Genomic DNA, 24,766 nt, shown 5'->3' with positions numbered 1-24,766 from the left:
CTACAACGCCAGCCCGTTCTCAACCGTACCCCATTTACCAACCTCTTACCTAACTGATTACTCATGTCCTCATTGTACGAAAAAGGCCTCGCAATTTCGAAAAACGCACTTTTCAACGTCTTTCTGGGGCGCGCCAGCAAACTGCTGGGGCGACCGTTCCGCATTGCCCTCATTCTGCGCGAAGTAGCCTCTAAGCTCGACGCGAAAGACAGCAAAAAAGGCCCCCTACAGCAAGTTATCGATATGGGGCGCACGCTGATTCGCTTGATAGGCGCCTTTGCCAGCGGCTCGTATCGGCAAATTGAGACGACGACAATCATCTCTGGCCTCGCCGTGCTCCTGTATGTGTTGTCGCCCATCGACTTGGTGCCCGATTTTATTCCCGTCGTTGGTTTTCTGGACGATTTGAGTCTGATTAGCTGGTTTATCAGCAAGTTTCAGGGTGAGATTGCTCGTTTTCAAGCTTGGGAAAGCAAATCGGCGGCGCCAAACAACGGTGTTCTCACCCCCCCTTCGACGCCCGCTATATCGGATAAGTCGCAGCCTGCCGTAGCTGAACTAGGTCATTCATAACACCTTAAACGAAACGTAGCCCTCTGCTGGCCGTTTGACGTAACGGCTAGCGGGGGCTTTTTCTTGCGTGCAAAGCTCCCCTTCAAGTATTCTGGAGAACACTTCGAAACTTTAACCCATCGGCAAAGTGCTTAAAATGAGCTTGCTCTACCCTTTCGCCATTACTTACTGATGTCTACACACCCATTCGTTACCCGCCTGTTTCTACTGGTACTCACGCTGATTTCCTTTCTGCCTGCCGCCCGCGCCGATGAGGGCATGTGGCTGCCAATGCTACTCAAGCAGCTGAACGAGGCAGATATGCAGAAACAGGGCCTTCAGCTCACCGCCGAGCAGATTTACAGCGTAAATAAAGGCAGCCTGAAAGACGCCGTCGTGCAGTTTGGCGGTGGCTGCACAGGTGAGATTATCTCCGACCAAGGCCTCTTGCTCACCAATCACCACTGCGGCTATAGCCAGATTCAAAGCCATTCCTCCGTCGATAAAGATTACCTTACCAACGGCTATTGGGCGATGAGCCGCGACCAGGAATTGCCCAATCCGGGCCTGACGGCTACGTTTATCGTGCGCATGGAGGATGTAACCAGTCAGGTATTGGCTGGTGTGCCTACCACGGGTATCGCGGAGGCTGAGCGCGAGCGGCTGGTGCAGCAGAACGGGCAGCGCGTGGCGCAGGCCGCCGTGCAAGGCACGCATTACCAGGCATTTGTACGCCCCTTTTTCAATGGCAACGAGTATTATATGTTTGTCACGGAGGTTTTTCAGGATGTACGTCTGGTGGGCGCTCCGCCTTCTGCCATTGGCAAGTTTGGCGGCGACACCGATAACTGGATGTGGCCCCGCCACACCGGCGACTTCTCCTTGTTCCGTATCTACGCCGGCCCTGATAATAAGCCTGCCACTTATTCTCCTGACAACAAACCGTTTAAGCCGCGTCATCATCTGCCCATTTCCCTAAATGGCGTTAAGCCCGGCGACTTTACCCTGGTTTTCGGCTTTCCCGGCAGGACCAACGAATACCTGACCTCGTGGGGCGTCGACGAGTTGTACTCGCTCTCCAACCCCGCCAAAATCAAAGTGCGCGACGCCAAGCTTCGCCTTCTGGATCAGGATATGAAGGCCTCGGATAAAGTGCGCATCCAGTATGCGGCCAAATATGCGAGTCTGGCTAATTATTGGAAGAAGTGGATAGGTGAAAATCGGGGCCTTAAAAAGCTGGATGCCGTTGCCCGCAAGCGCGAGCAGGAAGCCCGTTTCACGCAGTGGGTCAACTCCGGCGATGCTGCCCGCAAAGCCACCTACGGCGCATTACTTCCTGAATTTGAGAAAAACTACGCCAGTCTGCGCGACCTAACCGTAGCCCGCGACTATGTAACCGAAGCTGCCTTGGGCGTGGAACTATTGCTCTACGCCAATAGCCTTACCGCGTTAGGCGACATGGCCGCTGCCAAAACGTCCCCCGCCGACCTCGCAGCTGCGGTAGAAAAGCTAAAGAAAGGCGCCGTCGGCTTCTTTAAGAACTATAACAAGCCGACTGACCAGAAAGTGGCGGCGGCCCTACTTGCCCTCTACGCCGACGGCACTCCCGCAGCTTTCCTCCCCGACTACGTAAAGACACTGCGCAAGCAATATCCCGGCCCCACAGGCTGGGCTACCTTTGCCTCTTCGCTGTATTCAAAATCGCGCCTTACTACCCAAGCCGATGCGTACGCGGTGCTTGATGAAGTGGCCCAGGGAAATGCCCGTGCGTTGCTAAATGATCCGGCTTATCAGTTGGTAAATGCTATTGTCACGAACTATCGGGCGAATATTTTGCCGCCTTTTACTATTGCCACCGATAACGTAGCTGTCCTGGCCCGCACCTATTTGGCCGGTTTGCGCCAGATGCAGACCGACCGCAAATTCTACCCTGATGCCAACTCTACCTTACGGGTAGCTTATGGGCAAGTGGCTGGCTATGAACCCGCTGATGGCGTGCGCTACGCCTATTATACTACTCTGGATGGTCTCATGGCCAAAGCTGATTCTACCAATCCGGATTTTGAAGTTCCGGCCCGCCTCTCCGATTTGTATCAGAAGAAAGATTATGGGCAATATGCCGTGAATGGCACGGTGCCCGTAGCTTTTATTGCTACCAATCATACGACGGGGGGCAATTCTGGCTCACCGGTTATCAATGGGCGGGGCGAGCTGATCGGTGTCAACTTCGACCGTAACTGGGAAGGCACCATGAGCGACATCATGTTTGACCCCGACCGCGTCCGCAATATCACGCTTGATGTGCGCTACATGTTGTTCGTGGTAGATAAGTATGCCGGAGCCAAACACTTAGTCGATGAAATGACAATCGTAAGCGGGTCTGCTGCCGCACCACCGGAGAGCAAAGACAAGAAGAAAGGTAAACGATTGAAGAAGGCCAAGTAAAGACGGGGTTGACGTGGTCTTCTTTATAATACGCCTATTCTAAGCTAATTGGCCTTACTTTCGGTTGATTGACACAGCTTACTCTTTAAGCTGGTTCCAGCCATTGGCTTTGTATTAGCTTTCTCTCCTCTGTATGAATCGTGTTTCGTTTAGCTGCTTAGGTTTTTTGCTGTCTGCGTTTGGGTTGGGGCAGCCCGTTGCGCTTCTGGCTCAAGCTTCTTCTGTTGCGCCAGTTGTTACCACACTGCTTCGTCCAGCGGCAGTTTTCGATGGGGAAAGCCTACATTCGGGCTGGGTGGTAGTGGTAACCGGCGACAAGATTACGGCGGCTGGTCCGGCCAGCCAAGTGACAGCACCAGCAGGGGCACGTACGCTGGAGCTGCCCGGGCTTACGCTGCTGCCGGGGCTTATTGAGGGGCATTCGCACATGCTGCTTCACCCCTACAACGAGACGAGCTGGAATGATCAAGTGCTGCTGGAATCGCACGCGCTGCGGGTAGCTCGCGCCACTGCCCACGCCCAGAAAACGCTTTTGGCTGGTTTTACCACTGCCCGCGACTTAGGCAGCGAGGGAGCAGGCTACGCTGATGTTGGCTTAAAACAAGCTATAAACCAAGGTATTATACCTGGGCCACGCCTACTTGTGGCTACGCTGGCGCTGGTGGCAACTGGCAGCTATGGGCCCAAGCTTTCTGTGGATGTAAATGCCCCCCAAGGTGCGCAGGAAGCTGATGGCGTAGACGGTATTGTGCGAGCCGTGCGGGAGCAAATTGGGAAGGGCGCCGATATTATTAAAGTCTACGCCGACTACCGCTGGGGCCAGGGCGAGCCTTCCCGACCAACGTTTTCGCAGGACGAGCTGAACCTGATTGTGCAAACCGCGCGGGCCGCGGGCCGCCCCGTTGTAGCCCACGCCAGCACGCCTGAAGGTATGCGGCGGGCTACTTTAGCCGGCGTGGAAACTATTGAGCACGGCGACAATGGAACCCCGGAAATATTCAAGCTGATGAAGCAACGCGGGGTAGCGCTCTGCCCTACCGTAGCGGCCGGCGACGCTATTTCCCAGTATCAAGGTTGGCGCAGAGGTACCGCGCCTCTACCCGAACGAGTTCAGCAAAAGCGCACCAGTATGAAGGCAGCCCGCAAAGCTGGCGTCGATTTGGTGATAGGCGGCGATGTAGGCGTATTCACGCACGGCGACAATGTGCGCGAAATGGAACAGCTCGTGCAAGACCATGGCATGCAGCCGCTTGAGGTATTGCGCGCTGCTACCAGCGGCAATGCCCGCATTTTTCATCTCGCCGATCGTGGCAGCGTTCGCGCCGGCTTGCTTGCCGACTTAGTAGCCGTAGCCGGCGACCCCACCCGCGATGTAACGGCGTTGCGACAGGTAAAACTGGTGATGAAAGGTGGCGCGCTATACGCACAGCCATAATGGAATTTGAAGCCTACAACTTCTCCTCAACACCCAGCCCAAACAATGCGAAATCGTACTTCACGGGGTCTTGGGGGGCAAAATCGCGGAGGTGAGCGGTCAGTTCCTCGGCTGCTGACCAGTCAACGATACGGCGCGTAAGCAGGCCCAAGCGACGAGCAACGCGCTCTACGTGCACATCGCAGGGGCAGACCAGATCAGCCATGGGCAGGCGCGTCCAAAGGCCGAAATCTACGCCTCGGTCGTCGCGGCGCACGAGCCAACGCAAGTACATATTCACCCGTTTGCAGGCTGAGCCGCGGACCGGCGTAGCCACGTGTTTGCGGGTGCGCTGGGGCGCATCGGGCAGGCTAAACAACAGGGTATGAAAGTTTTCGAGCCGCTGGCGCTGAGTGTTGCCCTGCAGAAACGCGTCTTCCAATGTGTCATGGTTAGCGTAGTACCAGCGCAGCCAATGCACAAAGTACAGCAGGTCGGTGTCGCAAAAGGTGCGGTGGCAGAAGCCCAGCAGCTTCTTCAGATCATCATCGGAGTGCTGGGTGATGAACTGATAGGGCGCGTCGTCCATGCGACGCATTAGCTCGTGGCACTTACTGATGATGGTTGGACGGCGCCCCCAGGCTAGCAGGGCCGCAAAAAGCCCGCTTATTTCCACATCCTGACGCTGAGGAAACCGGTGCGGAATACTAATTGGGTCATTGGTAATGAAGGCCGGCCGGTTGTAGCGGTCGTGGTGGTCGTCGAGAAACTCTCGGAGCTGCGCGTGATTCAACTGAAGGATTTAGAAGCGGTTATCCATAAAACAAAACCAGGAGTCAAGAGTTGCGAGGCATTACTTTTCGCCTCCACTCCTGACTCCTGGATCTTAAGTCTCAGGCTCTTGCTTATGGCACGTATGAAGTTTCGACCCGGAAGCGGCTGTCGGGTGTAGAGAGGCGCTGCACGGCGCGGGGCGAGAGGCGCACCAGAATATTGCTGTTTTCGCCTGTATCGGGCAGTTGCCCAATGACACGCACGTACACCGACTGTCCATTCATGATGTTGCGAACCTGCATGATGGTACCAACAGCAGCCGTTTTGTGCAAGGCCAGGTATTTATCGGTGCCGGTGCCTTCAATTTTGGTGGCCAAGCCGCTTTCGGTTACACGACGCACTACTTCGCTGGCTCGCTCCGGCGCACGTTCCTCAGCAATTTGGGCCGGAGTACGCACTGAATCTTTGGTGTTAGCCGTAACAGGAGCCGTTCGAGCAGGCACCGGGGCCGACACGACTGGTTTAGGCGTTGCAGGCGCTGGCGCCGAGGCAGGTGCGGCAGTAGCAGGTGCCTCTACAGGTGCAGATGGCGGAGTAGCTGCCGCCGTTGCAGGCGCCTTGGCACCGGCTGGCACAATAATCAGGCGCTGCCCTACTTTTACTCCAGTAGTTGCAGGCAGGTTATTAAAGCGCGCCAGGTCGGCGGGTGCAAGCTGAAATAGACGCGCCACGGCGTACAGTGTCTGCCCTTTTTGCACTGTATATACGCGGTTTCCGTTGCTATCGGTGGGCAGAGAGCGGGCTGCGGCAACCGTATTGGCGGGTGCTGATGGGCGAGCGGAGGTGCTTGTGGGGGCGGGCGTTGTGAGCACTACCCGTATGCGGGGCACCAGTACTACCTGGCCCGTTACGAGGGCACCTTTGAGCGAAGAGTTGGTTTCCACAATTTGCTCAACGGGCACTGAATAGCGCCGCGAGAGGCCGTAGAGGGTCTCACCAGCCGCCACACGGTGCTTGATAAACATCTTATTATTGCGGTATTCAACCCCAATAGAATCGGGTGGGAGAGCGAGCCGGGGCGCGGCGGTAGCGGCAAAACCAGCGAGAACAAACGCAGGCAGCAGCAACAAAAAACGGGTCATACGAGCAGTTCGCGAAAAACGAGTGGCCCCAAAATCAGGGCGGGGCAGCTTAGGGGGAAATTTAAAAGCGCCGAAAGATAAAAAATAATCCCAGCTGAGTCCCAAAAATGCCATTTCTGCGAGGCTCAAAGGCCATTGATAAACTACTTACAACTAACGTGGCTGGGTGTCATTTATTGGCCTGCCACGCCACACACCTTATATAAGCGTCGGTCAATTCGGGGTTTTCATTGTTCTTTGCAAAAAAGCCACCCGCTCGTATTCAGCTTCCCTAAACTTCTTTGTATGATCCACGCCATTGGGATTATTCCCGCTCGCTATGCCTCCACTCGCTTACCCGGCAAGCCATTAGTTGATCTGGGGGGCAAATCTATGATTCAACGAGTGGTAGAGCAGGCTAAGCGGGCGCAACTCCGGCGTGTGGTGGTAGCTACGGATGATGCACGCATTTTGGAGCACGTGCACAGTTTCAGCGGCGAGGCGGTGCTCACGTCTCCCGATCATCCGAGTGGCACTGACCGCGTGTTTGATGCTTACCAGCAACTCGGCGTGTCCGCCGATTGTATTATTAATATTCAGGGCGACGAGCCATTTATTCATCCCGCTCAAATTGATGCTCTCGTAGCGCTTTTTGACGTTGAAAAAGCCCCCCAGCTCGCTACATTGGTCAAACCAGTGCTTAGCGAGGAAGAATTATTTAGTCCTCACTTGCCTAAAGTGGTGCTCGATGCTGCAGGGCACGCCTTATATTTCAGTCGTCACCCCCTGCCCTATCAGCGGCAAACTGAACCTGCCCAGTGGCTTGCGCATCATCGCTATCTACGCCACATCGGTCTGTATGCTTACCGGCCTGATGTGCTAGCCGCAATTACGAAACTGCCGCCTTCCTCACTAGAACAGGCCGAAAGCCTGGAGCAACTGCGGTGGCTGGAAAATGGCTACCGCATCTTAACTGCTGAAACAGAGCTAGAAACTATCGGTATTGACACGCCGGAGGATGTGGAGCGGGCTAAAAGGCACTTAATTCATTTACAGAGCCAAGGGTAATTTTTCCTCTTAGCTACTAGGAGTTTGATGTGCACGCTCCGTCACAGCTTGTTCGGCGCTCTGACGCTCTTCCTGCTGCATTTCCTTAGTTAAGAAATAGTTGAGACCCGTTCGGATGACGGCAATGGCGCCGAGCTGCCCAATTTGCTCCCAACTTGGGGCAATTGCTGTGGAGAGAATATCGGCGCCTAGTTGAAACTCCAGCGCCAGGGCCAAGTAGCGGGCCAGTGTCAGGCGGATGGCCGTAAAATTGGCCGTTCGACGCTGTATTAATGCTTTTATCAGCAACCAGGCCGCTACGAGTATGCCTAGGGCAATAATGAACGCCCCAACAGTTTCGACACCCAGCTTTAGCCACTGTACGGCGTTTATAATGCCGCTTTCGGCTATTTCGCGTGGGTTGACGGCTTCCATCTAAGTGGTCAAAGTGACTGCGTAATTGAAAAGTGTGTGCTAAGCCAGCTACCGCTGCATACGCCCCTGCTGCCGGATTAGCCGCCGGCTTTCTTCGCTTTGTAGCCCTGATCTAGCAGGACGCCCATCACTTTATCGCGAAAATCGCCCTGAATGAGGATGTCGCCGTCTTTGGCGTTACCGCCCACTCCACATTTGGTTTTCAGCAGCTTAGCTAGGGTTTGTAGATCCGCATCTTGACCTACGAAGCCGGTGATGAGCGTTACCTGTTTACCCCCGCTTTTGCGGTCGAGGTGCACGCGCAGATTTTGCTGCTGGGGCGGGAAGGTTACCACCGATTCCTCATCGGCGTGCTGATAAGAAAAATCGGAGTTGGTAGAGTACACCACGCCTTCGCGGCTGCGGCGGTTTTTGTCGGCTTTCATAGCAAAATGTAAAGCGGAAATCAGTTTTGGGTTATACGGCTACCTCCAAAGCTAGAGGCAACAATTCAATTTCAAAGCTAGTCGCCTCGCCGGCATAGTCGCCATCCACATGAAACCCCATGGGTGTCGCGGCTTCTACCAATACGTGCCGCGAGGTATGATACACTGCAGCCCCCGACTGGGGCAAATCGCCTAGGGCTAAGCCAATAGCTACGCGCACGGCCCGACGTAGCGGCAGCGCATCAATCAGGCACACGTCCAATAATCCGTCGCGAATATCGGCGCGGGGAGCGATATAGGCGTTGTTGCCATACTGCCCAGCATTCGCAAAGGCCAGCACGTAGCAATCGGTGGTTAGTGTGCGGTTATTGAGCGTAACCGTAATGGGCTTCGGCTGGAAAGTTCGGTACTCACGAAGCGCCACGCGTACATAGGTGCCAAGGCCGCGCGTACCAGCCGTGGCAAAGCACTTGCTTACGTGGGCATCAAAACCCAGCCCGGCCGTGCAGAAAAATGGACGACCATTAATCCGACCCACATCCATACGCTGAAACTCAGGCTGGCTCATTCGGCGGATGGCAGCGGGCAAAGCCAATGGCACCTCCAGATGGCGGGCCAAGCCGTTGCCGGAGCCGCGCGGTAGGATACCCATCGCAGCATTCGTACCCAGTAAGCCGCGACCCACTTCGTTTACTGTGCCATCGCCGCCTACGGCTACTACCGTGCGAAACCCCTCAGCAGCAGCGGTGCGGGCTATTTCTTCCGCGTGCCCGGCATAGGCCGTTAGGCGCAGGGCATGGTCAACGGCCGTATGATCGAGGTAACGCTCAATCAGGGCTGGCACATCTTGCGCACGGTTAGTACCAGAAGCAGGATTCAGAATAAAACAGATACGCGGCTTAGCGGGCATAGATGGATAGAAACGCGGCGCGAAGCCCAAGGTTGAGTAGCGGCGTAAGTTGAAGTATGAACTGTGAAAGGTCGCGTCTCGACAATAGTCAAAACAAGCAAAAAAGCCCCCCAGCCGCGTCAAATCACTAATAGAAAAGCCCACCCAAAGTGGGCGGGCTTTTTTATTAAAAGGCAATATAGCAGGCCCTACTTAGCCATTTTCTCGCCCAACTGCTGAATCAAATCAGCGGTGCGCGTGCTGTAGCCAAACTCGTTATCGTACCAGCCTACCACTTTCACCAGCGTGCCATTGGCGGCCGTCAGCTGCGAGTCGAAGATGCAAGAGTGAGGATTGCCTACGATGTCGATGCTCACCAACGGGTCGGTGGAGTACTCAATGATGCCTTTCATAGGGCCTTCAGCAGCCTTACGTACGGCGTCGTTGATTTGCTCCTTCGTTACTTCCTGCTTCAGAATTACGGTCAGGTCAGTGGTCGAGCCATCCGGCACGGGCACGCGCATAGCGATACCATCGAGCTTGCCTTTTAGCTGGGGCAATACCAACCCTACGGCCTTCGCGGCGCCAGTGCTGGTCGGAATAATGCTCAAAGCAGCAGCGCGGGCCCGACGCAAATCTTTGTGCGGTGCGTCCTGCAGATTTTGGTCAGAAGTATAAGCGTGCACCGTGGTGATGTAGCCTTTCTCAATGCCGAAAGCCTCATCCAACACCTTCGCCATGGGGGCTAGGCAGTTGGTAGTGCAGCTGGCGTTAGACAGAATGGTTTCGTCGCCAGTCAGGATGTCTTCGTTTACACCCAGTACTACGGTTGGAATATTGCCCGTAGCAGGAGCCGAAATCACAACTTTTTTGCAGCCAGCAGTAAGGTGTTGGCCAGCGCCAGCCTCATCTACGAAGCGGCCGGTAGACTCCAACACTACGTCGACGCCCAGTTCGCCCCAAGGCAATAGCTTCGGATCGCGCTCGGCTAGCGCTTGAATGCGTTGGCCGTTTACTGTCAGGCTGTTGTCATCGAACTCTACTGTGCCGTTGAAGCGACCATGTACAGAGTCATATTTGAGCAGGTGAGCCAGCGTCTTATTATCAGTCAGGTCGTTGATGGCCACGACTTCCACGTTGTCGCGGCCGAGCAGAGACTTGAACGTGAGGCGACCAATGCGACCGAAGCCGTTGATGGCGACTTTAATTTTAGCCATGATGAAAAGTTTGGGGTTTGGGAATTAAGAAGACCACGAGGGCCCCTGGTGGAAACGCGCAGCGAAGGTACAGGGCTAAGGGAATATAGCCAAATCAACTACTAAGCCTTCTGCAATGCTTCCCCTCTTACGGTTTTTTGCCACTCCCGACGGCTTATAAACTCTAAATTTGCCCCCCACAAAAAGAATTTCTTCCTGAAAGTCAGCCTATTTGCGACTGGGGGGCTTTTTTTTTGACCGTACGTATTGCGCTGAATTATCTCTGCCTTATCTTTGCACCACTAAAAACGAGTAAGGCACATCATCTGGTCCGTTCGTCTAGGGGTTAGGACAGTAGATTTTCATTCTACCAACAGGGGTTCGATTCCCCTACGGACTACTTAACCACTCGTTTTAGGCAGTAAAAAACCCGCTATGCATAACGCAGAGCGGGTTTTTTGCATTTATAGACCAAGTTTAGGGTACACTCAGGGGGACAGTTTGTAATTCATTCCCCTTATCTACTTTCGATCTCACTGCCTTTAAAGATTTTTAGCTAACGAGTATGTGTATGTGTATCCGTTAACTTATTTATCGAGCAATAGAATTCCACTTTCATTGTTCACGTTCACTCTGTATCACGGTGCCTGTTCACGCGTAAACAGAAAAAAAGTGTGTAATCCATTATGGTGTGAGTTATTAAAAACCACTTACTCTGCGGCTGCCCCTTTGATGAGCAAGGCGTGAGTGTCATAGATAATACCGCCAACAGTTGAATATGGCAGATGATAGCGCATAGCTAGTTCCTTGGCAACAGCGTTGGCTGGCCTACGCTGTTTACCGCTAAAATTTAGTAGCCCAAGTATTACTCTAGAGGAATCACCTTGTCCAACATGCTCTGCTATTATAGCCTGTATGGTATCCCGCCCTATATTATACTTAGCTGCTACAGCATCTAGCTCCCCATACGTGTTCAAAATTGATTCTTGAACTCTCATAATCTCTTGCGAATTAGGCTTTGTATTCTGTGCCTCATCTGCTGGCTTTTGAGTAGGCGAGTTGCAAGATGAATTCAATACCCATAATGTGGTAGATACTGCGAGGAGATTAATAAGACTTTTCATACGCTTAATAGCAGTTCAGGCACGCTCTTTTGCCCATCTGTTGAGCGTCTGCCAATTGACATGACATTTACCTCGTGGGTGCAGCGGTTGAGTCCACTGCAATGATCAGAACTATGGTAAGTTACCAACGACTTACTTACGCACACGTAGACAGCGGCTTCGACTGTAATAGCTTTTGCAATAGTGACAGTGAGGGGGACCCACACTGGGGCGGCAGCGGCTAGAGCCATTACCAAAGCCAAGGTGCCTAATAGAGTTTTCATAAGATTGATATACTTCAAATTTTCATATAATTATATAGATTATAATATACCTATTGCCAATTGTGGTAAAAATTGACCTGTTTCGATTTCATGCAAGAGTCGGGAGGTAGTAAAAATCAGATTGTAACGGATAAAAACAAACCTTTTGACGCACGTAACACTTACCATTTATGCACATATTAAGTGCGTAACTAATTGATTATCTTTGTTTTGCGTATTACACAAAGATCTTTCACCTTTGTATCGGCTGGCAATAGTGCCACCTTGATACCATTTCGCTATAGCACTCTCACTTCCCTTATGACTGAGCTAAAAGAAGGATTTACCTCGTTCGGTCAGTGGCTCTCCACTGCCATTCAAGAGCAAATAGACAAATCTACCTCTCCCCTACTCAAACGGATTGAACAACTCGAAGCCTGCACCGACGAGTACGTACCCTCCAAGACTGCCTTAAAGCTGACCGGCATTAAAAGCCTGACCACGCTACGCAGCGAACGGGAACGCAAGGACAGCCTGCTTAAGACTACGGGCCTGGGCCGCGCCATTCGCTACTCCCGCGCCTCCTGCATTGCCTTCTGCGAGAGCAAGATACTCTACCGCAATCAGCGCTCCCTTCTAGGCCGAGCCAATACTCCCACTCTATAAGCTGGAGAACAGAAGCCCCAACTTATTCAAGTCAGGGCTTATGCATGCTTTAATGTCATGCTTCTCCGCTTGTTACTGCCTAAAGCCGGTAAGGAATGTAGTAATTCACAATGGAAAACATAGTAATGAAGATGAGGCGGCTTTATCTATAAATTTTGTTATAGAATTGCTAAGTTTTCTTGAACCCAAAGTATTTCAAGTTTAAGCTATATTGCAAAATATTTTTTATGGAAGAATTGATAAAACATTTTCTCAATTTAGTTACTGATAGCACGCTTTCCTTATCACGAAAGACATTGTTTTTTTTATTTATTATAACAACTATCTACTTCACAAACGACACGTTTAATTTTACATTCAACTATAGAACTAATAAACGTATAGAACAAATTAAATCACTTAACGAACTGTATCCTAAGGGAATGCAAGATACAGTTATTTTAAAAAAAGATCTAGATGATATTGCGAATCAAATTAGAACAAGAAAACCTTGGGTGACAGAAGTAAGAAATTTATACAACAGTGCAGCTATGAATCGATTCATCAATAATAGAGATGTCATTTTATTAAGATTTTTATCTACATCGGTATTATTTTTTTTATTAGCAATTATTGATATTTTTACAGCAAAAGATAAATCAGAAAGCCAAGCTTTTTTTATTGGTTTATTTTTTATAGTAGTGATTTTAAACTCTCTTTTATTCTTGATCCCAACCTTTAAACAGCCTATATATAATTATTTATTAAATTTTGGTGTGGCGGTACTTGTATTTATGGTTATAGCGACTTGGGGGAAAAAGAAGTAGCTATTAAATATTTCTCATGTTTAATTTAAATATTTTATGAGCCAAGACCTCCTTTCGTTTCACAATGAGGGTCACGAACCTAAAAAAATCAGTGCCTTAGTCAGAGGTTTTACAAAGATCGGTGTAGCTCTCGCGGATGTGTTTAAATACGAATCAGCTAGTCTTTTATCTGCCAAGTTATCAAATGAGGATACTAGAGAGCGGTTGAGGCAGCACTTCCTTAACGCTGAGGAAAAACTTGCTGACACAAAGCAGGCTGATATATGTGAGATACCGGCGTCTATTGGCCTCCCAATAGTTAATAAGTTGCTAACGCTAGAGCAAAACAAATTATCAGATGCCTTCGTTAATTTACTAGCAAAAGGATCTACATATTCTACTCTTGGAATGGTACATCCTGCGTTTATTCAAACTTTAGAGAACCTGAGCGCGGATGAAGCATCGATATTATATCATTTAAAAGATGGCTCTAATATCCCCATCATTGAAATAAGCGTTAGCAAATACAAGAAATTGATACCACCGCCAGAAATAACAAATTCCAATATACCAAAAACAAAAGAACAAATAAAGGCGCAAATTAAATATGAACTTCAGGATATTTTAGAATTAGAAATAGAGGTTGATAAAAATTTATCTGGACTAGAACATTCAATCAATCTAACTTTTAAAAATAATATCGATATTTATATAGAAAATATGACGAGACTGGGGCTCTTGAAACTTACTAAAAATCAATATAATAAGGAGGATGAGCTTGTGTATGAAGAGCTTGAAAAAATTTATATGGATAGAATTGACCAGATAAAGGAAACAGCAAAGGAATTCAATAATGAAGATAATGATAATTGGAAACTGGAATTTATTCTAAGAAAAGGGTACCTGAGTTTTACTGAGTATGGAATAGCTTTTTTAGATGCTTGTGTCAGGCCAATAAAAATAGCAGAGGAGGGATAACATTTTTTTCAATAAGTTGCTACGATCCAAATTGAAAGCCTAACTGAGGCGAGAAAATTCTAAGTTGGCTGCTGAGCTGCCTGTTCCTGACGGACCTATGGCTAACAAAAGAGAAATACAGCTATTGCGTTGGCCCCACATCCGCACGGCCTTCAATAACACTTTGGACTGAAGCTGGAACTGCCGACAGCAAGTCATAGCCAGTCGCCCCTTCAATGCTATCTACCGTCGTTCGGTAACTACCCCATGCCGTATTCAGATTGTTCTCATTTGGCGTATCCACGGCAATAATCCGCGTGTTGGCACTAACGCGGCTGGCATCATTGGCCCCCTCAGGTAGCACCACAATGACTTTCCAGATTCGTTGGGGCACAGTCACCCGTCCATTATCTAGTGTAATCTTGGCGCCGCTGGAACCGATGCCGCCTGTGCCATACTGCCCCATGACAATATATAGTTCATTGCCTTGCCCCACGAGCGTACGGCAATATTCCTCCAAGCTAGCCCAAGTCTGCTGATTATTGCGCGGCGCTTGGGGCAGCATGTTGATCATTAGGAACGTAGCGGAATTGTCGGCCTCGGTGGCCGTGCGGTCGGCTGAGGGGCAGTTGTGGCCCCGGTCAAAGCCTGAGCTGGTGTAGCTGGCGGCCGTCACTTGGTACCAGCCCGTAGGCAATGTGTTATCAGCCCTAAAGTCATCTTGCCGGGCAGCGCTACCTAACCAGGAAGAAGCCAGGTGCCAGCTCACCCAGTTCGGAATGCCCTTATCGCGGTGATATGAGAGTACATACTGGGGTTTGCTGAGCAGGTAGTTCGTAGGAGAAGCTACATCTGCTACCGCCCCACTGGGATTGCCCATCGTTAGATGCCCCTCCAAGGCTGGGGTTACTGGTGATTTGGGCGTTGCTTCCTCCTCCGAACAGGCAGTGGTCAGCAACGCCAGTAGTAGGAAGCTAGAAAGGAAATGGCGTAGGGAAAACATATACTTAGTATAGCTTAGGGGTTCTTCTCTCCCTCAACGATACTGCTAATCAGGTAGACCGTGAGCAGTAGTACGCCTACAATCACCAGTAAGGAAGCCTTGGAGGCGAAGAAGGGAGTATAAAGTAGAGATAGGGGCAGCCCCGCCAGTAGGAAGGCTAGCAGGAAGCCTAAGAGAAGTACTTTCATATCTTGGGGTAGTTATCGGATCATGGAGCCGGAGTAAGGGTGTAGTGATACAGGCATATATCTCTAACTCAAACTTGCGACCAACCTGCGCAGCTCAACCGCATGAAGTACACCCACTATTCCTTTCGGGCCTTGCCCTTTGCCGATCAACTGTCAGCTATCTGGCAGGAGGGGGTGTTTCTAGCCTGCCGCTACGAAGAAGAGGATGCCATAAACCTATACCACTTCTCCGGAGGCTTTTTCGTGGAGCTCTACTACGATCAATTCGCCAACACCCTCGTCCGCACCCGCACGTTCACCAGTATCAATTGCTTAGAGGATTACGCCGTTTCCATCAATTTAAAAGAATTAAGCTTAGATCAAGAAGGGATTTAACTAAAATTATTGGCATATTTTATACTAACTAAGTTAGTAATACGTATCATTGCGACAAACCCACCTGTGTTGTTGCTATGAGCCGCGTCGTTGTTCTCGACATTTTACGGAAGCCTTTGCTGCTTCCCTTCTTTCAGTCTTATGTTCCGGCGGGGTTTCCCTCTCCAGCCGAAGATCATTTGGGCGTCAAACTGGATTTAAACGCCATGCTCCTCTCGCATCCCCACGCGACGTACCTAGTGATGGTAGAAGGGCACAGTATGACAGGGGGCGAGTCGGGCATCCGGGACGGGGCGTTACTCGCAGTAGATTGTCGCCTCAAGCCTCGATCGAATGACGTGATCATTGCCGTCGTGGAAGGGCAACATACGGTCAAGCGGTTGGTAGAGCGTAGCCCGGGCTCTTGGTGGCTGGTGCCGGACAATCCGATGTATCCGTCTATCCCGATTGGGGAGGAGCCGGACTTGTTTGACTGCTGGGGCGTCGTGACGCACGTACTTACTGAAACCCGGCCCGGGAGGCTGTCGCGCTATGTTCGCGTTAGTTGATGGCAATAACTTTTACGTGAGTTGCGAGCGGGCCTTTCAGCCCCAACTGGAGGGCGTACCCGTCGTGGTACTCAGCAACAATGATGGCTGTGTGGTATCACGCTCAGCTGAGGCCAAAGCACTTGGCATTCCCATGGGGGAACCGTACTTCAAGATCAAGCCCTTAGTGGCACAGCACGGCATTCGGGTACTATCCAGCAACTATGCCCTCTACGGGGATATGTCGCGGCGCGTGATGGGTTACTTGGCTAACGAAGCGCCTGAGGTAGAAATATACTCCATTGACGAAGCCTTTCTGAACCTGACGGGTATGGAGCGCTGGCTGGGAGGGCTTGAAGCTTATGGTCGTCGTATTCGCCGTGAGGTCAAGCAATGGACCCACATCCCTACCTGCGTAGGTATTGCGCCCACAAAAACACTAGCCAAGTTAGCCAATCGTATAGCCAAGAAGACTCCAGTCTTAGAGGGAGTGCTGTATCTGGACTCTGAGCAGAAAAGACAGTGGGCGTTGGAACAGGTCGCTGTAGAGGACGTGTGGGGCGTTGGTCACCAGTATGCCACTAAGCTCCAAGCCCACGGTATTACAACAGCTGCTGGGCTGGCAAATGTCTCGGATGCATGGGCACGTAAACATCTAGGGGGTGTAGTTGGGGCGCGCTTAGTACGCGAGCTACAAGGTGTCCCGTGTTTGGCTATGGCCCCAAGTGAGGACGGCACGCTATCCCGCCAAAGTATTGCCTGCACCCGCACATTTGGCCAGCCCCTGACCGCGTACCAAGACGTGCAGGGCGCGGTCGCGGCCTTCACCACGCGGGCAGCAGAAAAGCTACGGCGACAAGACTCCGCTGTGCAGCTATTGACAGTGTTTATCAGCAAGAATCGGTATGGTACGGAGCCCCCACCCTACACAGCTTCAGCCACGCTGACACTTCCCGTCGCTACTAGTGACACAGCAGAACTGATTCGTTATGCCCGTGCAGCCCTGAAGAGATTGTGGCAGTCAAACACAACGTACAAGAAGGCCGGAGTAGTCTTTGCCGGATTGGAAGCAGCCGGTCAGCAGCAACTTAGCTTGTTTGAGCTTACTACCCAGACCCCGCAACGGAAGAGGCTCATGGCTGACTTAGACGAGCTTAACACCCGCTATGGCACGGGGGCGGTGGGCTTCGCAGTTGCTCAACGATACAAGAGTAGCAACAGAACCTCATGGGCAGGGAAAAAGGAGATGCGGACGCCAGCTTACACTACTAATTTGGAAGAACTCTGGCGAATAAACATGGATGGAGCCCTATTGAAAAGCATAGGTTAAAAATGCTGCCGCTTACCATGCAACACCCATTGGCTCTAGTGCTAAAGGGCTGTGTTATGCGCGGCCCTTACCATACAATTCTAATAAATTGGCTTCCAGTCCATAACTATGGTCCATATTATTTATTAGAAAGTATTGATTAATGTTGGGCCTTCAAACCATCTCTTTATAACGTAGCTATATGATAGTGACTGGAATATTCTCGTTTTCTTGTTCAACGTGTGGTAAACACCACAATTTTAGTCCCGAGGATGTGGATTTTGATTCTGTATCAGGAAGCGAGAGATCAATGGGTGAAGAAAATGGCTATTTATGGAAGGAAACCATTGAGTGCGATGAGTGCGAGAATGAAATCAGCATTGAATACTCAGTTTACGAGTATCCGACAGGCGCTTTTAACAACGATGATGTGAGAATTGAGGGGGGTAAAGAGAAGTCTCGGTTTGGGTATAACTTTCATGAAAGCCTTGACCCTAACGAGGACTACTAGTAATATGTACAACTAAACATTAAAGAATAAGCAATAAAGTGCGATAAGGGGCCCCGGCATTGCTGGGGCTTTTCTTTTAATGAGTAAATTAAAATATTAGAAACTCAGATAGCATTAGGTAGATTAAAGTGAATCAGGCTTCAAGCACCGCTCACTTCAACTTGTCTCTAGAAACAGTGTTCAAATTATGCACCGTTAGTTAAATGAAGGCAAGCCTCACTATATTCATGATACTACCTTTGTTAGATGCTTAATATATCTACAAATTATCCCCATTTAGGCGTTGAGCATTTTCACAAGTTAACATTCCTGAAGCCACATTGATGAAATTACTTGGAGTAAAACTTGAGAATATTCGAGCCATTGAGTCATTTTGCTGGCAGCTACCCAAAAATCAGGACCCAGCAGGATGGCACGTTATATTAGGTGATAATGGGTCGGGAAAGTCCTCACTACTACGAGCCCTAGCTGCTGGGCTACTAGGGTTAGAGCGCTCATCCGCCTTATGGGTCGATTACACTACCTGGCTTCGTCAGGGTACTAGTGAGGGAAGTATTTCACTTACAATACAACCAGAAATCGGGGACGAGTTATCCACAAAAGGCAGTAACACAGCCCTAATGGCTATGGGCGTAGGCAACGGAGGTTCTAATGCAGTGAACTATATGTTAAGCCAAGGTCTCAAGGATGTTGAGTTAGTCGTTTGTAACACAGATAGGGAGGCATTGAATAGTAACATGGTGCCTAATAAGTTGCAACTAGGGGCTGCTTTGACAGAAGGGCTAAGTACTGGCTCTAGCATGCAGAAGGGTAGGATGGCAGCTATTGAAAGCCAAGAGCAAATCCGTGAATTACTTAAACACGGGGTTAAGATGCTATTTATAACCGCCGGGATGGGCGGTGGAACCGGAAGTGGAGCGGCCTCAGTAATAGCTAAGATAGCTAAAGAGTTAGGAATATTAACAATAGGTATTGTTACAGTTCCCTTTCGTTTTGAAGGGAAGAGGAGACTTGAACAGGCTACACGCGGAATTGATGAGTTAAGAAAGAACTGTGACGCAACAGTAGTCATTCCCTACGATAGTTTGCGTGAAATATCTGGAAGAAAGTTCATCAGAGATCTATTCACTCAAGCTGATGATATTATACTTCTAGCTGTTCAGAGTATCACACAAATCCTTACTACTACTGGTGAAGTTCACATAGACTTTGAAGACATAAAAGCTGTGCTAAGGGATTCTGGTATGGCCGTAATAGGGTCGAGTAATACTGAAGGTGAAGATAGAGCACGCCGTGCTGTAGATGAAGCGTTGATGCTCCCATTACTAAGTAGAACTAGTCTTCTTGGAGCCCAAAAGGTTTTGCTTTCTGTCATGTCTGGTAATCAGGCCGAATTAGAACTGGAGGAACTCACAGAAATGACGGAACGCCTTCAGGATCAAGTTGGTCAGGATGCCGAAGTTATATTTGGTCATGGCATTGACTCTACATTAGGTCAAGGCATTCGTTTAACACTGATTGCTTCAGGGTTTCCTAATGAGGAATTTGTCCCGTTAGAGAATGAGAGCCTATCCTCTGAGAAAAATCAGAGCATCTTACCTTATTCTGAAGATTCATTTTTAATAACTCCAGAAAATTTAAATTCTGTATCAAGTTTTGAATCTGATGACTTAGAGCAATACGCAAATAGCGAGCATTACCAGTTGAAAATAGGGTTCTCCATTGATAAAAAGACTGGAAAACTAACAACACGAGCGACTGAAAATGGCCGTAACTCTTCTTACAATGCATTATGGAGCGAGACCAAGGGCTGGTTTTCAGCAGGTTTTGGCCCCTTCCGTCGCTTTACAGGTGGAGACCCAGAATATCATAAGTTATTCGATGCACCACAACATAAACGGCTCGCAGCCCACTTATCCTTATTTAAGGAGAATGTAGCTTTAACTGAAGCTCTAAATTGGTTAAGACAATTAAAGTTCCGCAGTTTAGAGTCACATGGCTTAGACTTTTTACTGCGCCTAAAAAGCTTTATAAATCAACCTGATTTTTTACCACACGGTACCCGTTTAGCTGAAGTATCCTCAGAAGGCATCTATTTTCGTGATAGTAGTGATAACTTAATTGACCTTGATGAATTAAGTGATGGTTTCAGGTCAGTCTTAAGCCTAGCTTTTGAACTGCTACGTCAACTTGAAAACCAGTATGGAGAGGGTATATTTGAAGAAGTTGATCAAAGTGGAGTGATAAGAGTCAGTATTTCAGGTGTGGTCTTAATCGATGAAATCGATGCACATCTGCACCCCATATGGCAAAAGCGTATTGGTTACTGGCTGACCAAACATTTTCCCCATATTCAGTTTTTCGTCACCACTCATAGTCCGTTGGTCTGTCAAGCAGCTGAACACGGCTCTGTCTTTCACCTACCACGTCCTGGAACCGAAGGTTTAGGAAGAATGGTAGCAGGCACCGAACTTAATCGTTTGATATACGGCAATGTGCTTGAAGCTTATGGTACTGAGGTTTTTGGATTGGTACACACTCAATCCGAAGCAGGTCAAGCAAAGACATCTCGCTTAACAGATTTGAATGAACAAGCGCTAAGTGCTGAACTAACTGCTGATGAGCAACAGGAGCGTAATACACTACGCGCAACTCTGCCTATTAGTGACTCCGAAGCATTTGTCAAAAAGTTGCTAGGTAACCTATGATTCGGCTGGCTATTCCCTTGCCCCTCAGTTCATCCGACCGACTACAATTAGCAGCCCTTCAACAACTAGTGAATAATGGTGCTAATTATCACAGCCAAGTTATCCTAGCAGATCAAAAATGGAATAGCAAGTCTGCTACACTCTTTTCACGTGTTCGAAGTGCTCTTGAAAGCACCTGTCCAGGAGCTCGTCGGTGTGGCTATTGTGAAGACTCGCTAGCTGATGAGGTTGAGCACATTCGCCCTAAAAGTTGGTTTCCTGACCAAACGTTTGACCCAAATAATTACCTTTTCGCTTGTGGTCCCTGTAATGGCCCTAAACACAATAATTATGCGGTAGTTGATACATCTGGTGTAATAAATGAGGCTCAGCGCCTGAGGAATGCTTTAGCTACTCCGCCCCCCGCCGGACAAGAGGCATTATTACATCCGCGACACGATAATCCTGCTGAGTTCTTTTTTTTAGACTTAACAGATACATTCGAATTTAAGCCTCGACGAACGCTAAATGCCCAACAAAGGGAGCGTGCACTTTACACTATTCGAATATTACGTATAAACAAGGACCCATTACAACAAGCTCGTAAGGAAGCATTTCAGGATTTTGCTGGACGTCTTAAAAGTTACTATATGGCTCAACAAAATAATGGGTCATTAAGTCAACTTAATCACATGCGTGCTGAGTTACTACGAAAGCAACATATTACTGTATGGCGTGAAATGCAACGGCAAATCTCTGCTCTTCCCTTTTTACAGAGCCTCTTTAACTTAGTGCCGGGAGCGGCAAGTTGGTAACGGACATCAGGTGTTACCTTAAGCGTTATTTCAACAAAACCGTCCTGTAAACCGGTTGTCGTTTTCCTATAAGTGTATTTTCAGGAATAAGCTTATACTGCTCAGACTGACAAGGTCACCAGCACAAACTAGGGTGGTCAATATGTGGAGTGTTATCCTATCCCCTATTCTTAAAAATGTACTCGCTTCGTTCCCATTTGCTTCGGTAGCTAGGCTAATTAGCTTAGAGATAACAAACTATGCTCTTCTCTTAAAAGACTCATTGCAGACTCTGCATTCGCGTTCATAAAGCAAGTAAAAAAGTTCTGAAGCAATGAGCCACAGGACTTTTAAAATACTGGTTTGAGTAAAGATCGGTGTCTACAGAATTGATACGTAACTTGAAACTGTCTCTGGCATTACAGCTTTTACCACACAGTCGGGTTTTGTAGTACCGAACAGCTAGGCTGCAGTATCAGAAAGTTCAGAACCACTCTGGGTAAATTAATTACCCCTCCAATCAGCACCAGCAAAGAGCGAGGTATCGAAAAAGCTATCGAGTTGGGGTATGGGTCGCGCTCTGATCCTACCCGGTACAGTTAAATGCATTTTTGGATTGACCACTTGTTTGAAGAATACCATGGTTGGTCTTTCGTTCCATCCACACAACTACCCATTACAACACAGCCATAAGTCCATCAGAAGATAACACAATTAGTTTTATAATATTCTACCATAATCGCTATCTTATCTATAGGCAACTGTATATTATACAATATTAAGAGGCATTACCAAATGATCGACGCTGCTATGATTAAATTTAAACATACGGGCAGTAACAGTTGAGCTTTACATTCATATTAAATCTCTTTATCTTTAATAAGCTTCATAAATGAGGGTAACTCCGTTAATTATCTTAACTCTTTTAATTTAGATATAATATGGTAACTCAGCCGGGAGATAAACACGAGGTTCAAACGACAATCATAAATACTTCCGACCAAAGACTGGTATTCTCTATAAAAGAATTCTTGGGAATATGCATGTTCTTACTTAGCATAGGAATTGCATTCGGTGGGTATATAAAATTGATTGGTGACATTGAAAAATTATCCACTAAAGCTGATAATATCACCGCTGATCTTGTGAAAATCCAAGTTCAGAATGCAACATTGGAGGGACAAATCGCCTTAGCCTTTAAATCCACAAATAAGGGTGTTCAAGAAAGCGATTGACTATGAATTTATATATTAATCGAAATGACTTCTAAGATTTATTCAATTTCATTAATTTCATCAATACTAATTGCTTTAGCTACTGCTATTACTTTGTTCTATGCCAAACGTGAAGTAGGTAAGCTAGAACAAACAGTATTAGCTGTTAGTAAAGAGCTCAGTAAAGAAGTTGAAAAAAGAAAGGTTTTGGATTTCTATTCAAGCATCACATTACCTGATTCGACTAGAGTCTATCTAATTAGAGAAAATTTATTATGTCTTCAAACAGCTGATTACTATACTGATAAGATTCACAAAGAGTTTGGCAAAGATGCCCATGAAGCTTTTGATATACTATCAAAGACTACCCCATATGAATTCAATTCGGATAAATTAATGGTAAATTATGTTTATAATAAATTAATTTTACATGATCCAAGAAGGCTATGCCGTTATTGCTATATAAAGCACCAAAATCGGTTTGAATTTATTGTTGATTCAATTCGTCGCACTAGGTAGCTAACGCCATTATTGCTTCAATCATCAATAGGTCGCTTAAATCATGTACTGCTAAAACTATTCTCTCTTTACAGTTAAACAATAGCTTTTTTTGCTTGATATATTTAGTTAAGAAATTTTGTCATATAATATAAATTCATTAAAATCTCCTCAGCGCCTGCGGCTTGCTTCGAGATCAGGAAATTATGCATAAATAGTTGCCAGCTATTTCACGATACATTTAAATCAATGTTTTGACAGTCGATCAATTCTTTGCGATAGCTGTATACTCTTACCCCAATTATTACCTTACCTAGTCCTAGTGCTAGGCCACAATGCTCGAATTGCTTGCTGCAACTCACGGCTTACTTGCGCTATAGTCTCGTGACCGCTAGCGGTAAGGTGCAGGCGGCGTCCTGACTTGCCCCGTGGTTGGTAGCGGGTTATGTGACCACTGGCAATCAGTTCCCGCACATAGCGGCGTAGCAGGCTGGGACTGAGCCAGCCAGTACTCAAACTGGCTGCTGTGGGGATAATGGCCTGGCGTGAAAAGGCATCAATTAGCAAGAGCAGGTCAAGCTTAGCCGATTCCATACCCGCTTCCTGCCCTATTTTGCGCATGACGAAGGGGTGAACAACTAGGGAAATGGCCGAAGGAATACCGGTAGGAGAAAGAAAAGCCATAGAAGCAATAAAGTTTGTTTAAAGGACGTATTGGTACATTATTGGGCAAGTCTACTGGCAGGAATAGGTAGCAGGTAGCCACGATGGGCAGACTGATTTTGATGGTGGGGACTTAGTCCTCGGTCAGACCCACAGCTAAACCATCATCCACTTGGGGGTGGGGTCGCCACTTAAGGCCACCCGGTCGCCAAAACAGGCCGGGTGGGGTATAAAGTGTATCGCTCGTAGTGGCTACCTGACCTATTTGGCGACACGTACACGGCCATGCTTATCTGCTGACCGGTTCATCCTAGGCGGGGTAATGTCATAGAAAAACACCTCCCCATGCAGTCCAAAGAGATTGCTGATTTGGCCTAGCTTTCCGCGTTGCTTAATAATTTGGTGTGCAGTACTCACCGCGTGTTCGAGCGTTAGGAGCGCCAGCGAAAGCCGGGACGACGCCTCGTAGCGTTCCGGGATACTCTCCAGGTACTCTCGTACCCTCCGTTGGACGTTGGCTTTCTTCTTTTGAAACTTGGGCTGTTGACATAGCTCCTGAGCCTGCGATAACCCGCGCTCCCTCTCTCGCTGGGGTAAGTCTTGCAGATAAGCGGCAAGTTCTGGACTTACCCGCAGTGCCTCAGAGCGTTCAATCAAGGATTTACCCAACACTTGGTACTCGTCCTTCCCTTTGTCGGGCCGGGAGCAGATTGTGTCTTCCAGTTCCTCAAGCGCTATCACGATGCGGGCTATTTCGTCGCTTAATACCTGCACCCACCCAATAGCAGGTAGAAGGGCTTGTCGAGTAGCGGGCGGGGCAGCGCGGTATTGCTGGAGCAACTGCCTGTAGTGGGTGTATAACGCATCATCTACGAACTGAGCGGAGCAGCTAAGAGAAGGGGTTCGGGGCATAGTATAGAAGAAA

The 24,766-nt window shown here is 48.6% G+C and carries 26 protein-coding genes and 1 tRNA gene; 16 read left to right on the top strand and 11 right to left on the bottom strand.

What is annotated here, in order from left to right; genetic code table 11:
* Positions 1 to 63 precede the first annotated feature (63 nt).
* The 3 genes from EPD59_RS24075 to EPD59_RS09020 all read left to right on the top strand — a co-directional run bounded on the left by EPD59_RS24075 (position 64) and on the right by EPD59_RS09020 (position 4,432).
* Positions 64 to 573: a YkvA family protein gene (locus tag EPD59_RS24075; RefSeq protein ID WP_133272491.1), complete on the top strand. Its 510-nt coding sequence runs from the start codon at positions 64 to 66 to the stop codon at positions 571 to 573.
* A 171-nt stretch (positions 574 to 744) separates the two neighbouring features.
* Positions 745 to 2,997 carry a S46 family peptidase gene (locus EPD59_RS09025; RefSeq protein WP_133272490.1) on the top strand — a complete coding sequence of 751 codons (2,253 nt, stop codon included), beginning with the start codon at positions 745 to 747 and terminating at the stop codon, positions 2,995 to 2,997.
* A gap of 133 nt (positions 2,998 to 3,130) precedes the next feature.
* Positions 3,131 to 4,432 carry a metal-dependent hydrolase family protein gene (locus EPD59_RS09020; RefSeq protein ID WP_133272489.1) on the top strand — a complete coding sequence of 434 codons (1,302 nt, stop codon included), beginning with the start codon at positions 3,131 to 3,133 and terminating at the stop codon, positions 4,430 to 4,432.
* Positions 4,433 to 4,445: 13 nt separating this feature from the next.
* On the opposite strand, the gene EPD59_RS09015 is transcribed toward EPD59_RS09020, so the two are convergent.
* Entirely contained in the window at positions 4,446 to 5,204 is a 759-nt protein-coding gene (locus EPD59_RS09015; RefSeq protein ID WP_133272488.1) for a TIGR02757 family protein, read from the bottom strand.
* A 112-nt stretch (positions 5,205 to 5,316) separates the two neighbouring features.
* Positions 5,317 to 6,327, bottom strand: a complete 1,011-nt coding sequence (locus EPD59_RS09010; protein ID WP_165963528.1) for a LysM peptidoglycan-binding domain-containing protein — start codon at positions 6,325 to 6,327, stop codon at positions 5,317 to 5,319.
* A gap of 285 nt (positions 6,328 to 6,612) precedes the next feature.
* Between EPD59_RS09010 and kdsB the strand changes: the two genes are divergently transcribed.
* Positions 6,613 to 7,374, top strand: a complete 762-nt coding sequence (gene kdsB / locus EPD59_RS09005; RefSeq protein ID WP_394347219.1) for a 3-deoxy-manno-octulosonate cytidylyltransferase — start codon at positions 6,613 to 6,615, stop codon at positions 7,372 to 7,374.
* Positions 7,375 to 7,383: 9 nt separating this feature from the next.
* On the opposite strand, the gene EPD59_RS09000 is transcribed toward kdsB, so the two are convergent.
* From EPD59_RS09000 to gap, 4 genes are all read right to left on the bottom strand, one after another.
* Positions 7,384 to 7,788 carry a DUF1622 domain-containing protein gene (locus EPD59_RS09000; protein ID WP_133272486.1) on the bottom strand — a complete coding sequence of 135 codons (405 nt, stop codon included), beginning with the start codon at positions 7,786 to 7,788 and terminating at the stop codon, positions 7,384 to 7,386.
* A gap of 77 nt (positions 7,789 to 7,865) precedes the next feature.
* Positions 7,866 to 8,213 carry a translation initiation factor gene (locus EPD59_RS08995; RefSeq protein ID WP_133272485.1) on the bottom strand — a complete coding sequence of 116 codons (348 nt, stop codon included), beginning with the start codon at positions 8,211 to 8,213 and terminating at the stop codon, positions 7,866 to 7,868.
* A 31-nt stretch (positions 8,214 to 8,244) separates the two neighbouring features.
* Positions 8,245 to 9,123, bottom strand: coding sequence for a diacylglycerol/lipid kinase family protein (locus EPD59_RS08990; RefSeq protein ID WP_133272484.1), 879 nt, complete (start codon positions 9,121 to 9,123; stop codon positions 8,245 to 8,247).
* A 188-nt stretch (positions 9,124 to 9,311) separates the two neighbouring features.
* Entirely contained in the window at positions 9,312 to 10,319 is a 1,008-nt protein-coding gene (gene gap / locus EPD59_RS08985) for a type I glyceraldehyde-3-phosphate dehydrogenase (protein ID WP_133272483.1), read from the bottom strand.
* 307 nt (positions 10,320 to 10,626) lie between these two features.
* Between gap and EPD59_RS08980 the strand changes: the two genes are divergently transcribed.
* Positions 10,627 to 10,698: transfer RNA gene (locus EPD59_RS08980), tRNA-Glu, on the top strand.
* 310 nt (positions 10,699 to 11,008) lie between these two features.
* Here the strand turns inward: EPD59_RS08980 and EPD59_RS08975 are convergent.
* Positions 11,009 to 11,422 (bottom strand): hypothetical protein, encoded by a 414-nt coding sequence (locus EPD59_RS08975; RefSeq protein WP_133272482.1) that lies wholly within the window; start codon positions 11,420 to 11,422, stop codon positions 11,009 to 11,011.
* 563 nt (positions 11,423 to 11,985) lie between these two features.
* On the opposite strand from EPD59_RS08975, the gene EPD59_RS08970 reads away from it, so the two are divergent.
* From EPD59_RS08970 to EPD59_RS08960, 3 genes are all read left to right on the top strand, one after another.
* Positions 11,986 to 12,330, top strand: a complete 345-nt coding sequence (locus tag EPD59_RS08970) for a hypothetical protein (protein WP_133272481.1) — start codon at positions 11,986 to 11,988, stop codon at positions 12,328 to 12,330.
* A 422-nt stretch (positions 12,331 to 12,752) separates the two neighbouring features.
* Positions 12,753 to 13,136, top strand: a complete 384-nt coding sequence (locus tag EPD59_RS08965) for a hypothetical protein (protein ID WP_133272480.1) — start codon at positions 12,753 to 12,755, stop codon at positions 13,134 to 13,136.
* A gap of 36 nt (positions 13,137 to 13,172) precedes the next feature.
* Positions 13,173 to 14,093, top strand: coding sequence for an Abi-alpha family protein (locus tag EPD59_RS08960; RefSeq protein ID WP_133272479.1), 921 nt, complete (start codon positions 13,173 to 13,175; stop codon positions 14,091 to 14,093).
* A 121-nt stretch (positions 14,094 to 14,214) separates the two neighbouring features.
* Here the strand turns inward: EPD59_RS08960 and EPD59_RS08955 are convergent, their stop codons facing one another.
* On the bottom strand, positions 14,215 to 15,075 hold the full coding sequence (locus EPD59_RS08955) for a DNA/RNA non-specific endonuclease (protein ID WP_133272478.1): 861 nt from the start codon (positions 15,073 to 15,075) through the stop codon (positions 14,215 to 14,217).
* Positions 15,076 to 15,089: 14 nt separating this feature from the next.
* A complete protein-coding gene (locus EPD59_RS21560) occupies positions 15,090 to 15,263 on the bottom strand; it encodes a hypothetical protein (protein WP_165963527.1) in 174 nt (57 codons plus the stop codon).
* Positions 15,264 to 15,365: 102 nt separating this feature from the next.
* Here EPD59_RS21560 and EPD59_RS08950 point away from each other — a divergent pair, with 102 nt between their 5' ends.
* The 8 genes from EPD59_RS08950 to EPD59_RS08910 all read left to right on the top strand — a co-directional run bounded on the left by EPD59_RS08950 (position 15,366) and on the right by EPD59_RS08910 (position 23,199).
* Positions 15,366 to 15,638, top strand: a complete 273-nt coding sequence (locus tag EPD59_RS08950) for a hypothetical protein (protein ID WP_133272477.1) — start codon at positions 15,366 to 15,368, stop codon at positions 15,636 to 15,638.
* Between the two features lie 77 nt (positions 15,639 to 15,715).
* Positions 15,716 to 16,186 (top strand): translesion error-prone DNA polymerase V autoproteolytic subunit, encoded by a 471-nt coding sequence (umuD, locus tag EPD59_RS08945; RefSeq protein WP_133272476.1) that lies wholly within the window; start codon positions 15,716 to 15,718, stop codon positions 16,184 to 16,186.
* Entirely contained in the window at positions 16,170 to 17,495 is a 1,326-nt protein-coding gene (locus EPD59_RS08940) for a Y-family DNA polymerase (protein WP_133272475.1), read from the top strand. Before umuD ends, EPD59_RS08940 begins: the two co-directional genes overlap by 17 nt.
* Positions 17,496 to 17,748: 253 nt before the next feature.
* Positions 17,749 to 17,985 carry a hypothetical protein gene (locus tag EPD59_RS08935; protein ID WP_133272474.1) on the top strand — a complete coding sequence of 79 codons (237 nt, stop codon included), beginning with the start codon at positions 17,749 to 17,751 and terminating at the stop codon, positions 17,983 to 17,985.
* 626 nt (positions 17,986 to 18,611) lie between these two features.
* Positions 18,612 to 20,693, top strand: coding sequence for a cell division protein FtsZ (gene ftsZ, locus EPD59_RS21810; RefSeq protein ID WP_240731685.1), 2,082 nt, complete (start codon positions 18,612 to 18,614; stop codon positions 20,691 to 20,693).
* Positions 20,690 to 21,487, top strand: coding sequence for an HNH endonuclease (locus EPD59_RS08920; protein WP_133272473.1), 798 nt, complete (start codon positions 20,690 to 20,692; stop codon positions 21,485 to 21,487). Before ftsZ ends, EPD59_RS08920 begins: the two co-directional genes overlap by 4 nt.
* Before the next feature lie 920 nt (positions 21,488 to 22,407).
* Positions 22,408 to 22,701 (top strand): hypothetical protein, encoded by a 294-nt coding sequence (locus EPD59_RS08915; protein WP_133272472.1) that lies wholly within the window; start codon positions 22,408 to 22,410, stop codon positions 22,699 to 22,701.
* 24 nt (positions 22,702 to 22,725) lie between these two features.
* Positions 22,726 to 23,199 carry a hypothetical protein gene (locus tag EPD59_RS08910; RefSeq protein ID WP_133272471.1) on the top strand — a complete coding sequence of 158 codons (474 nt, stop codon included), beginning with the start codon at positions 22,726 to 22,728 and terminating at the stop codon, positions 23,197 to 23,199.
* Positions 23,200 to 23,487: 288 nt separating this feature from the next.
* Here the strand turns inward: EPD59_RS08910 and EPD59_RS08905 are convergent, their stop codons facing one another.
* Positions 23,488 to 23,862: a helix-turn-helix domain-containing protein gene (locus EPD59_RS08905; protein ID WP_133272470.1), complete on the bottom strand. Its 375-nt coding sequence runs from the start codon at positions 23,860 to 23,862 to the stop codon at positions 23,488 to 23,490.
* Between the two features lie 240 nt (positions 23,863 to 24,102).
* Positions 24,103 to 24,753, bottom strand: a complete 651-nt coding sequence (locus EPD59_RS08900; RefSeq protein WP_133272469.1) for a hypothetical protein — start codon at positions 24,751 to 24,753, stop codon at positions 24,103 to 24,105.
* Between the last annotated feature and the right edge of the window lie 13 nt (positions 24,754 to 24,766).

It is taken from the genome of Hymenobacter radiodurans (assembly GCF_004355185.1).
In the GTDB taxonomy this organism is placed as follows: domain Bacteria; phylum Bacteroidota; class Bacteroidia; order Cytophagales; family Hymenobacteraceae; genus Hymenobacter; species Hymenobacter radiodurans.
This window is presented reverse-complemented; position numbering and strand designations above follow the sequence as displayed.